The sequence below is a fragment of the Segetibacter koreensis DSM 18137 genome, assembly GCF_000374045.1.
GTDB classification, from domain to species: domain Bacteria; phylum Bacteroidota; class Bacteroidia; order Chitinophagales; family Chitinophagaceae; genus Segetibacter; species Segetibacter koreensis.
Genome location: NZ_KB893370.1, coordinates 256,377 through 267,840, shown reverse-complemented (window position 1 = coordinate 267,840; position 11,464 = coordinate 256,377). Strand labels below are relative to the sequence as shown.

Below are 11,464 nucleotides of genomic sequence, written 5' to 3'. Positions count from 1 at the left end.
AGAAGTACCCGAAAGAAAAACAAATGCGGGTGCACAAAAATGCGTTATCCATCTTGTAAAAAATAACTGCGGAGTAGTTGTATCAAGATTGGTGGGCGAATCTGTGGATGCAGTTACGTGTAAAAAATCACGAACATGGTCCAGCGCCATTATAAGCATTACAATTCCCCGCAACATATCAATNNNNTGTATGCGTTGCTTTGGTTGAACTATAGTAGTACTCATAAAGCAGGTTAAGAGTCCTAATTTACGTTTTAATATTCACGCTTTCAACTTGTTGTTGTACATCACCAAACATATTGTCATTCTTTGGCTGGCTAAGCTATTTGGCTTGGTATTTATAAAACAGGCGTACCCTATCTACTCCAACCTTTAACGCTATTCTTGTAAGGTTTTGTTTAAAGAGCGGTCTTTTGATCATAGTTTCGCATCCAATCCAGAACACAGAACGCCGTTGGAAGATGTTTACTTACAAAGAAATCATTGCCCGTGATAAGGCTTTTTTAGACATCACCTGATTAAAAGACTAATTGCTTGGCGACATAGGTAACCTTTCCGATCCTGATGTGTTAGCAGAGGAGATAGCGGAGAATTTGGAGAGTGCGTTGGGGAGTTTTAGGGAGGTGTTGAAATGCTTGAAAGGTGTTTAGTTGCTTCGTCATTGGGAGGTATGAAGCAATCTGCTGATTAACTGTCGCCTTTTTATAATTTAGTAAAACTCTTAGTGCTATACCAGATAGGCACACTGTTCTTCATCACAGTAATTCTACAGCTGCATTGAAATACGATTCGAAAAACGGGCTGCTATCGTTTTCCGGGTTCTTTTTTTGTTTCTTCTGTCTTAACCGGGATTTTTGGGATTGGTGGGATTAGTAGGATAATAAGGATTTAAAGAAAAAATCAAGGTACGACTGCCCTTCACTACAGTACTACAAAAGCTTAATTGTAATACCAATCCGAGAATGGGCCGTTTTCATTCTCGGAGGTCTTTTTTTGTTTCTTTTTTGGACAAGCAAAAAAGAAAAGAAAGATGAACCAACTATAAAAGCTGAAAATAGAAAGTATGCCATTGCCAGGAGGAGGCACGACGACGAAGCAATCTGCCTTGACAATTCGGTGACATCTTTTGAGATTAGAGAAGTTAAAAATGAACAGGCATGAAAAACAAATGCTGAAGTCACAGTAGCAATATAGCTTAATCAAGGAACAGTGAAAGGAACGGGCCGTTATCGTTCCTTTCTTGATTTTTCTTTGGTTACTTTCTTTCCATCAAGGAAAAGAAAGTGACAGAAAGCTGAGGCAGTTACCTCGTTGAAAGATAAGTCACATGCTGAATTGGATAACCTTCCCGACCCTTGGTGTATTAGCAGACGAAATAGCCGAGAATTTGGCGAGTGCGTTGGCGAGTTTCCAGGAGGTGTTGAGGGAGGTTGAAAGGGTAGCGGCTGCTAGTCCTACAAACAGCTTCGTTTGAATGTAGAAAACATTCTCATTTTTAAAAATCTGCAACCGATCAAATACTAACGTCAGGTCATTTTTCCATATCCTGGTTATGATCGTGTCCGAAATGCAACAGGTGGAACAATGTACCTGCTGTTTATATTCCAATTATTTTTAACTACCTTTTGCCTTAATAAAATGCAATGAAAAAAATAATATCTATAGGATTTGTAATGGTTCTGCTGTCAGCCTTTAATCAAAAGGCTTTTACTTCAACGGGTAGTTATGTTGGTTTATCAGGTGATAGCATTATTCAACGTATTGTCTGTTTTAAATTTAAAGCTGGCACCACCGCCGAGGCAATTGAGCAGCACATGCGAGGCTTTGCTCATTTAAAGGACAGCATTCCGTACATTTTGTCGTACCGTGCCGGTTTTACCGTGAAGGGGGATCTCACCGAAAAGCCGGAGTATGATGTAATGCATTACTGTACATACAGGAATGAAGAAGAAATAAGACTATACTCAATTCATCCTGTTCATCAGCGTTTTATCCAACAAAACAAGTCAATCTGGGAAAAGGTATTGGTTATAAACTCGAAAGTTGCTCCTTAATAAAGAGCAGGCGTAAGATGGCTTGCCGTAGTGGGTTTGCTTATCCGACAAACAAATTTCTAATCCAGTTTAAAAATTATATAGAATGATAACACTTAATGACGCAAGAAAAATAATTGCTGCCGCTGAAGAAAAGGCTACGCAAATAGGACAACCAATGAACATAGCAGTAGCTGATGCCGGAGGAAATTTAATAGCGCACGTTCGAATGGATGGCGCATGGATCGGAAGCATTGACATTTCAATTAAAAAAGCTTTTACTGCAAGAGCCTTTGACATTTCTACCAAGGATCTTGCAATGCATTCGCAATCGGGTGGACAGTTTTTTGGTATCAACGCATCTAATGATGGTAAGATTATGATTTTTGCGGGCGGAATTCCACTTAAAAAGGACGGAAAAGTTGTAGGAGCTATAGGTGTTAGCGGAGGTTCAGGGGAGCAGGATCATTCAGTGGCTGAAGCCGGTGTTACTGCATTTTAAAAAAGGTAAATTTTTACCTGCGAAAAAGAGCACGCGAAAGTTTCCCGACAATTGGAAAGCCAGGTGATTAAAGATTTGCCAATGAACGAAATGCGACCCTTTGATTCTTTAGCGTAAACTCCACGATGATTAATCTGAGTTGCTTTAGTTTGTACAAAAATGCAAAACAAATACAAGGGCTTCGACAAGCTGAAGCCTGGCAACCAAAAATCGCGAAAGAAAAACAATCGCTTAGCGTCTAACTAAGCTTGGAAGGGCGCTATTTTTTACTCTTATTTATTATTTTATAAATATCTGTTCTCCTGTCTTTAAGGTTCCTGACGGCGCCAAAACTATGAAGTTCTTTTAATAGATCTACGTCAACATCAGCAATCAGGGTAGTTTCCGTATTAGGTGTTGTCTCTGCTTTAATTCCGTTACTTGGAAAGGAAAAATCAGAAGGCGTAAAAACTGCTGACTGTGCATATTGAATATCCATGTTGTGTACTTTTGGCAGGTTGCCTACACTGCCCGCTATAGCTACATAACATTCGTTTTCTATTGCCCTGGCCTGCGCGCAACTGCGAACGCGGGTATATCCGTTTTGGGTGTCAGTCATAAAAGGGACAAAAAGAATTTGCATTCCTTGTTCAGCTAATAATCGCGGCAGTTCCGGAAATTCAACATCATAACAAATCAGAATTCCGATCTTACCACAGTCTGTATCGTAAATAGTAATAGAATCACCACCCACCATCCCCCACGCATTCTTTTCCGCAGGAGTTAGGTGAATCTTTTGATACATTTCGTACGAGCCATCTCTACGGCACAAGTAACCCACGTTTTGCAAGGTGCCGTTGTCGAGGTAAGGCATACTACCAGTGATAATATTAATGTTGTAGCTAATAGCATACTCAATGAACTTGTCCCGCAAAGTAATGGTCGATTTAGCTATCTCACGCATGGCTTCTGCCCCGGTTAAATGATTATAGGCAGTCATTAAAGGGGCATTGAATAACTCGGGAAACAAGATGAAATCACTTTGATAGTCGCTTACAACGTCTACGAAGAACTCGATTTGCTCGCACAATGAATCCAAATCTGGGAAAGGCCTCATCTGCCATTGAACCAAACCCACTCTTATAATAGATTTTTTAGAGTTGATATGGGCAGCCTCCTCATTATAATAAATATTATTCCATTCCAATAGAGATGCGTATTCAAGAGATTCAGTATCGCCGGGTAGGTAGCCTTTTAAGATCTTTTTTACGTGAAAATCGTTAGCTAACTGGAATGATAGGGTAGGGTCGTGTATTTCTTTTCCTTTAACCCTGTCGAGATATTCTTTGGGTGAAAGCTTATCTGCATAATTTTTATACTGCGGAATTCTGCCACCCGCTATTATTGCTCTCAGGTTAAGCCTTTCACATATTTCCTTCCTGGCATCATACAGTCTTCTTCCGATTCGCATTCCCCGGTAATCAGGATGTACGAAAAAGTCGATGCCATACAAAACGTCTCCTTTGGGATCATGTGTAGAAAACGTATAGTTGCCGGTTATTTGTGCATAGGTATGATTGTCGCCAAATTTGTCGTAATCAACAATAAGTGATAGTGCACATCCTGCTATTGCGCCATTGACTACCAGGCAAATCTGGCCTTCTGGAAATATTTCTACCAGTTTACTAATATCCTTCTCGCCCCAAAAAGAGGCGCCTTCCCAATCTGAATAAGCTTCTATCATTGAAGCTTTTAAACCTATATAATCATCCTTTGTAAGCGTTCGTAACTCGATCTTTAAATCCTCGTTCTTAATTTCCATTTGAGTGCAATTTACCCCCGTTTTTTACAATATCATAAAGTCTGATGCCCATTGACTGAACTTTCACTTTTTACATTCGCAATAAAGACAATACTGCAAAATTCTAATTTGCGACATCATAAGTCAGTATTTGAAGAAATAGCAATTAAATTTGATTATACAATTATAGACAATGACAAGCGAAACTGTTTTAATCAAAATGGTGTTAGATGCATGGAATACGCATTTAAAAAGGACAGATGAATTGTTCAATTCATTGTCTGATGAACAATTAATGAAGGAAATAGCACCCGGAAGGAACAGGGGAATTTATCTATTAGGGCACCTTGCAGCAGTGCACGACCGCATATTACCTTTATTGGAACTGGGCAGTTCTTTACACCCAGAATTGTGGCAGCCGTTTGTAGAGAGGCCTGATAAAGAGGTTACAGAGTTGCCGACAACCCAAATGCTGCGTCAGTGTTGGAAAGAAATAAATACAAATCTTGCCAATAAAATCTCAGCCTTGTCGCCTGAAACATGGTTTCAAAAACACACTTCGGTATCGGAGGAGGACTTTGCAAAAGAACGCCACAGGAATAAGCTCAATATTATTGTTAACAGGACGAACCATTTAGCAAATCACCTTGGACAGCTTCTTCTTTTGAAGTCAAAGGATGAATGATTTGAAAAGAAGAGTTAAACGATAAGTACGGCATTTAAGCGTAACTTAAAACACCAGAAAGAATAATTCAGGTGAGATTACGCGGTAAACAACTTAATTTAGTTTTTGGTTTTTCTTCAAACCTTTTTCTGACCTTTTTTGTATTTCTATAAATTAATGAATTGACTATCGTTTATTGTTACTTTCTGTATCGGCAATATGGAGTCTGAGATTTAAAGGCAAAATTGGCGGAAGCAATTTTGCCCGAGATGTTGGCTGTGGGTAAAGAATTTAATAAGCCTGTTTATCGCAACAATATTAATAATAACAATCGTCTTCGTACATTCTAAAAATTATTCCCAAATCTTTACAAGTGTAAAAACACATAGCTTTTGAGATCCACCAATTGTCTGCGCCCTTTTTGTCTTTATTTATAACTTTTTATACCTTTATTCTTCTTTCTCTTTTTAAACTATATACCTCAAATAAAAAATCAATTATGATCATTGTTCATGATATTTTTATTTGCAAGCCAGGTAATGCTTCAAAACTTGCAAAACTTTTTAAAGAAGTAATGGAGAACAACGGAGAATTTGTCAACATTATGACTGATATGACGGGTCAATTTAATAAAGTTGTGATTGTAAGCAAATATGAGAGCCTAACGGCGTATGAACAAAATTGGGAGAAATACAAACAAGACAGTGAAGAAATGAAAAAGATGAACGAGAAGATGAAAGGGTATACAAACATGTACCTGACAGGCTCACGGGAAATTTACCAGGTCTGGTAATATTTCATATTCTCTGCATAGTAGCGACCCATTCAGTGCACATTTCCGACATCGGAAACTAACCTTAATGGCAATTTTTTGCTTCCCATTTTCAGGATCAATTTTTGCAAATACTAATAAAATTAATACAATTATTATGCGCGGAAAGTAAGAGGTCGCAGATGGAAGTGAAAAACGAAATGGATAGCGGATATCAAAGAAATTTTGGTGCGCCCGGGGCCTCTCCAACATATTGGCTTACTCGATTTGTCATCCTTCGTTTGCTGGGAGTAATTTACGCAGTAGCGTTTCTCGTTGCAATTAACCAGGTTATTCCTTTGATAGGCTCTGATGGACTTCTTCCTGTAGGTATTTACTTACACAATGTAAGTAAGGCACTGGGTTCAGATGGAGCAGCATTTATGCGCCTGCCATCTGTCTTTTGGCTAGTGCATTCTGATACAGCCCTTTTAACGGTTGCATGGATCGGATTCCTGCTTTCCTGCATCGTGGTCGCAGGTTACGCCAATGCGCTGCTGCTGGCTGTTCTCTGGTTTCTCTATATGTCCATCGTACATGTTGGCCAGGAGTGGTATGGATACGGTTGGGAAATTCAACTTACTGAGACCGGTTTTCTCGCCATCTTTCTTTGTCCAATACTTGATCTGCGCCCGTTTCCCCGGTATGCACCACCAATGCAAATTATCGTTTTATTCCGTTGGCTTATCTGCCGCATCATGCTTGGTGCCGGATTGATCAAGCTACGTGGTGATGAAATATGGCGTAATGGGACGGCCCTCTACTACCACTTTGAAACACAACCTATACCGGGTCCGTTAAGCCGTTGGTTTCATTTTCTGCCTCGGACAAGTTTGAGAATTGGTGTCTGGTTTAATTGGCTGGCGGAGGTCGCTGCTCCTTTGTTTGTATTCTGGCCAAGACTGGCACGTCATCTTGCCGGAGCGGTTATCGTCTTATTCCAGATCAACATTTTTCTTAGCGGCAACCTCTCGTTTTTAAACTGGTTAACCATCATTCCTGCTTTAGCGTGTTTTGATGATGGCTTCTGGTGCAAACTTCTTCCTTACAGCCTCGTTCGTAAAGCGGAAGCTGCCGCTAATCGCGCCGAAGTATCCCGTCCCATGATAAATACTGCCTGGGTTGTAACCACTGTTATCGCAATCCTTAGCATTCAGCCTGTGTTTAACATACTATCTCCGCGCCAAATTATGAACACCTCATTCGATCCTTTTGATCTCGTAAATACATATGGTGCATTCGGAACTGTGGGACAGGAACGTTTGAATGTAATATTCGAAGGAACAACGGATAAAGACTCGAGTGACAAAGCCAACTGGAAACCGTATATTTATAAGGGTCTGCCCGTATCCCTTGACAAGCGTCCACCACAAATAGCTCCTTACCAATTGCGGTTAGACTGGCAAATGTGGTTTGCAGCTATGTCGACTCCCGATGAATATCCGTGGACATTAAATCTTGTCTCAAAACTTCTTCATAATGATCCCGGCGCTGTAAGTTTGTTTGCTGCCAATCCCTTTGCAAATAAGCCGCCCCTTTATGTCAGGGCAGTTTTATATCGTTATAGGTTTGCAAAGCCAAACAATCCACAGGGCCTTTGGTGGAATCGTGAGCGGGTGAATATTTGGCTTCCGGCCATGTCAGCTAACGATCCACGTCTTGTTGAGTTTTTGAAAAGTGAAGGATGGATTCCTTAAATTGCTAGAGAAATCACGGTGCTGTCCCGCGGTTAAATCGTTCTCATATAGTAACCTGAAGATAATATTAAAAAGAATGAAAGTATAAATGTATTTCAGGCAAGCTTTAAAGTAAAAACGAATAGTACTTTTTTTAAAAAAATCAGGCAAGCGGTTCCAGACGCAGGATAGCTTTATCTGATTGTATCGCTCATTAACTGAAAAATTTAAAAAGAACTTTTTCTTATAAAATTCCTTCTTGCATTAGCTGAAAAAAATGTTTAAATTTATAAGTTACTTTTCTTAAAAATAATTCTTCCTGAACAACTTTGGCATTTCCAACCCCTTCTAAACTGACCGTGATATAGCATCGTTTACGTTTTTATAATTTTTGTAAATACTGCTTTTCTCCGCAATGAAGCAAATAATTATAAAAAAACAGCAAGGTTGATAAACGATAAATATTAAAACTTACATATGAAACAGTTTGCTTTATTAATCACAACAATTGTTAGTTGTTCAAACTTCGGCCACACTCAGGCGGGTCAGCTTGATGCGTCATTTGGCAAGAATGGAATAGTTACTGCAGATTTTGGTTTATCAACCAGTGCGGGCTGGGCATACGGTAAACAGGTCTTAACACAAAAAGATGGATCTATCTACCTTATTGTTTCAGACGGAAGTTCATCTTCCATTACGCGCCTTCACGCTAATGGTACTGTGGACTCATCTTACGGTTATAACGGTAATTCGAAATTCATTCATTTTCAAGTTGCCCACGGAGCTTTTCAGAGTGATGGAAAAATTGTAGTAGTCGGCTATACAGGAAATTATCCTGATTATGATAATTTTTCCCTTGGCCGTTACAACGCTAATGGCTCCGTTGATACCACTTTTTCAGGTGATGGAATACTTACCACCGATTTTGGCCCGGGCAAGGATGTAGCTTCATCAGTAGCAATACAGCGTGACGGAAAGATTGTAGCAGCAGGAACGAGTTCGGGTGATTTTGCCCTTGCCCGTTACAATACTAATGGCACTCTCGATGCTACATTTTCGGGTGATGGGAACCTTACGGTCGACTTTGCATCCGGCGATGATCGTGCTTCATCAGTGGCTGTACAAGAGGATGGAAAGATTGTAGTAATAGGCATTACCTCTAAAGGAAGCAAAAGCGATTTTGCCCTTGCGCGCTACAATACTAATGGATCCCTTGATAAAACCTTTTCAAAAGATGGAAAGCAAACAACTAATTTTAATACATATGATATTGCTTATTCCATAGCCATTCAAAGGGATGGAAAGATCGTATTGGCAGGAGGTACCGGCGAAGATTACCGAAGTCTTACCCTCGCCCGCTACAATACTGATGGATCCCTTGATAAAAGTTTTTCAGCCGATGGGATTTTAGTTCCTGATCCTGCTCTCCCTTGGGCTACCTCTGTAGCCATACAAACTGATGGAAAGATTGTAGCAGTTGGTGGCAGCGACTTTAGTGTTGCCCGCTTCAATTCTGATGGCACTCCTGATAGTACTTTTTCGGAGGATGGAAGACTGAGCGAGGATGTAGGTAGTGGTGGGGCATATCCTAATTCAGTTTCAATACGAAGCGACAATAGCATCGTAGTGGCAGGAACTGTGTACAATGACATTCCTTATTTTAAGGTTACCTGCTATAATGCGGATGGCACTCTAAACACTACTTTTTCAAAAGACGGAAAGCTGGAAGATTTTGTACACGTAAGTGATACTTATTATACCAACGTCGCTATACAAAGTGATGGAAAGATTGTAGCGGCCGGTAACTCACCGAGCGGTATCTTCACAGGCTATGGCTGGGCGAGCCAAGGTGCTCTTGCCCGCTACAACACTGGCGGTTCCCTCGATAAGAGTTTTTCAAAACAAACCCCTGACTTTACGATTTCTTCAATCGCGGTGCAGAAGAATGGAAAGATTGTAGTGGCTGGTACGTATGATGATGGATATGGAGATTTTAATTCTTCCGTTGCCCGCTATAATACCGATGGCACTCTTGACAATACCTTTGAAATATTTAATCAAACCTCTATTATTTTTGCCTCTATAGCGATACAGAGGGACGGAAAGATAGTAGTGGCGGGCAGGTATGGCAGTTTTATTGTTGCTCGCTTGAATGCTGATGGGACTCCGGATAGTACTTTTTCTGCAGATAGCAATCAAAACACTAATTTTGATTGTCAATCTATAGCCATCCAAAATGATGGGAAAATTGTATTGGCAGGTTCTGGAGGCGTTTATCCGAATTCTGATTTTGTCCTTGCCCGCTACAATACTAATGGTACACTTGATAAGACTTTTTCTGAAGATGGTAAGCAAACAACCGATTTCGGGTCATACCATGATATAGCTAAGGCTGTATCTATACAAACTGATGGGAAAATAGTGGTTATAGGTAATACTGGTGACACCTCTTATTTTGCTCTTGCACGTTATAATATAGATGGCACCCTTGATACTACTTTTTCTGAAGATGGAAAGCAAACTTCGTTCGCTGGTACCGCTAACACTGTGGTCGTACAAAGTGATGGCAAGATAGTCGTTGGGGGATCTAACGATCACTTTCTCCTTGCAAGATTTAATAAGAATGGAAGTTTAGACAATACATTTGGCAAAGGTGGAAAACAGGTGGATGAAGAAAGTGAAGGAGGTATTAACGATATAGCCATTGCAGGCAATAAATTATATGCAGTGGGGTATCACCAAAATCCGGGTAGAGTTGGAGCTGTAGCAAGATACCTTCTCGATGGAGTAAGCGAAAACAAACCTCCGACAGTCAGTCTTTCCATCCCTTACAATATTGTAAAATACTCCGCGCCAGCAAGAATTAAACTCAATGCTACAGCAACAGATGAAGACGGCGAAATAACTAAAGTCAGGTTCTATAACGGCACAATGTTAGTGCATACTGAAGATGTTTACCCTTATGGCTTTTTGTGGAATAGTGTTCCAGTAGGTAATTACCGTCTTACGGCAAAAGCTTATGATAACAGCGGCAATGTGACTACTTCTAATGCTATCAATGTAGCAGTAGTGGAGGAAAACGTTCCACCAGTAGTAAGTATACTAAATCCTGGTGACGATACAACTTATACAGGCCCTGCAACTATCCGTCTGATTGCACAAGCACATGATCCAAATGACAGAATAAGTAAGGTAGAGTTTTATAGTGGAAAAACATTATTAAGAACAGAATACATTTATCCTTATACCTATAATTGGTCAAATGTACAGTCCGGAACATACATTATAACTGTTAAAGCTACAGATGTCAAAGGTCTTTCCACTACATCTGCACCTGTTACAATCACCCTTACAAACGCAACAATAATAGGTCAAAGACCTTTTGAACAAGAAATTAACATGGGGCAACTAAGTCTGAAAGTAAGTCCTGATCCTGTACATAATATTTTACAGATCTATACAAAAGGTTTGCACCAAAGTAAGCCTGTAACAATATCAGTTATATCTGCAGCAGGAGTTGTAATGAAAACAGAACATGTAAATCTGCATCAGGTTATACAACTGGAAGTTTCATCACTGGCAAGTGCTGTCTACACTCTGAAAATTGTAAGCGGTGACAAGGTAATGTATAAGCAGTTTGTGAAATTGTAAGTGTTCATTTTCAATTATTTTTAAAGAAAACCGTATTTCTTCATTTTTTATTTAAAGCCCAGTTAATTGTCAGGCTATTTTTTATTATAAAAATTAATTAAAGTAAAGTTTATCTTGTAGACAAATGTTCCTTTAAATATTATTACTTGCATTTTTTAAAATACTTCTTTATTTTAGAGATGCAGTATAAGTTTGATAATTCTATGTTGAACTGAGTAATAGTATCTTTTATCGTAATCACTGAATGAACTGTTTATTTCCATTATCTATAGAAAAAGTTGGTATTTAATGCAATTGATTGCGATAATGTTATTTTTAATTTATTGCAGTTCCTGACAATTTCAAAA

Annotated in this window: 9 protein-coding genes; 7 read left to right on the top strand and 2 right to left on the bottom strand. The window is 39.5% G+C overall.

The window, feature by feature from the left end; all coding sequences use genetic code 11:
* Positions 1–225 (bottom strand): heparan-alpha-glucosaminide N-acetyltransferase domain-containing protein (locus B154_RS0123940; protein WP_026260396.1); only part of this gene is annotated, 225 nt, incomplete at its 3' end.
* Positions 226–1,327: 1,102 nt separating this feature from the next.
* Here B154_RS0123940 and B154_RS32860 point away from each other — a divergent pair.
* The 3 genes from B154_RS32860 (at position 1,328) to B154_RS0123925 (ending at position 2,535) form a co-directional block, all read left to right on the top strand.
* Entirely contained in the window at positions 1,328–1,474 is a 147-nt protein-coding gene (locus B154_RS32860; RefSeq protein WP_018616897.1) for a hypothetical protein, read from the top strand.
* A 169-nt stretch (positions 1,475–1,643) separates the two neighbouring features.
* A complete protein-coding gene (locus B154_RS0123930; RefSeq protein ID WP_018616896.1) occupies positions 1,644–2,054 on the top strand; it encodes a Dabb family protein in 411 nt (136 codons plus the stop codon).
* A gap of 85 nt (positions 2,055–2,139) precedes the next feature.
* A complete protein-coding gene (locus tag B154_RS0123925) occupies positions 2,140–2,535 on the top strand; it encodes a GlcG/HbpS family heme-binding protein (protein ID WP_018616895.1) in 396 nt (131 codons plus the stop codon).
* A 259-nt stretch (positions 2,536–2,794) separates the two neighbouring features.
* On the opposite strand, the gene B154_RS0123915 is transcribed toward B154_RS0123925, so the two are convergent.
* Positions 2,795–4,336 carry a bifunctional GNAT family N-acetyltransferase/carbon-nitrogen hydrolase family protein gene (locus B154_RS0123915; RefSeq protein ID WP_018616893.1) on the bottom strand — a complete coding sequence of 514 codons (1,542 nt, stop codon included), beginning with the start codon at positions 4,334–4,336 and terminating at the stop codon, positions 2,795–2,797.
* Between the two features lie 172 nt (positions 4,337–4,508).
* Here B154_RS0123915 and B154_RS0123910 point away from each other — a divergent pair, with 172 nt between their 5' ends.
* The 4 genes from B154_RS0123910 to B154_RS31050 all read left to right on the top strand — a co-directional run bounded on the left by B154_RS0123910 (position 4,509) and on the right by B154_RS31050 (position 11,117).
* Entirely contained in the window at positions 4,509–5,000 is a 492-nt protein-coding gene (locus B154_RS0123910) for a DinB family protein (RefSeq protein ID WP_018616892.1), read from the top strand.
* Positions 5,001–5,478: 478 nt separating this feature from the next.
* Positions 5,479–5,772 carry an NIPSNAP family protein gene (locus B154_RS0123905; protein WP_018616891.1) on the top strand — a complete coding sequence of 98 codons (294 nt, stop codon included), beginning with the start codon at positions 5,479–5,481 and terminating at the stop codon, positions 5,770–5,772.
* 161 nt (positions 5,773–5,933) lie between these two features.
* Positions 5,934–7,487: a lipase maturation factor family protein gene (locus tag B154_RS0123900; protein WP_018616890.1), complete on the top strand. Its 1,554-nt coding sequence runs from the start codon at positions 5,934–5,936 to the stop codon at positions 7,485–7,487.
* 456 nt (positions 7,488–7,943) lie between these two features.
* On the top strand, positions 7,944–11,117 hold the full coding sequence (locus B154_RS31050; RefSeq protein WP_018616889.1) for an Ig-like domain-containing protein: 3,174 nt from the start codon (positions 7,944–7,946) through the stop codon (positions 11,115–11,117).
* Positions 11,118–11,464 lie beyond the last annotated feature (347 nt).

Excerpts from the sequence above, each read along its gene's own strand:
- B154_RS32860 (WP_018616897.1), top strand. The coding sequence starts at position 1,328 with ATGCTGAATTGGATAACCTTCCCGACCCTTGGTGTATTAGCAGACGAA.
- B154_RS0123930 (WP_018616896.1), top strand. The coding sequence starts at position 1,644 with ATGAAAAAAATAATATCTATAGGATTTGTAATGGTTCTGCTGTCAGCC.
- B154_RS0123925 (WP_018616895.1), top strand. The coding sequence starts at position 2,140 with ATGATAACACTTAATGACGCAAGAAAAATAATTGCTGCCGCTGAAGAA.
- B154_RS0123915 (WP_018616893.1), bottom strand. The coding sequence starts at position 4,336 with ATGGAAATTAAGAACGAGGATTTAAAGATCGAGTTACGAACGCTTACA.
- B154_RS0123910 (WP_018616892.1), top strand. The coding sequence starts at position 4,509 with ATGACAAGCGAAACTGTTTTAATCAAAATGGTGTTAGATGCATGGAAT.
- B154_RS0123905 (WP_018616891.1), top strand. The coding sequence starts at position 5,479 with ATGATCATTGTTCATGATATTTTTATTTGCAAGCCAGGTAATGCTTCA.
- B154_RS0123900 (WP_018616890.1), top strand. The coding sequence starts at position 5,934 with ATGGAAGTGAAAAACGAAATGGATAGCGGATATCAAAGAAATTTTGGT.
- B154_RS31050 (WP_018616889.1), top strand. The coding sequence starts at position 7,944 with ATGAAACAGTTTGCTTTATTAATCACAACAATTGTTAGTTGTTCAAAC.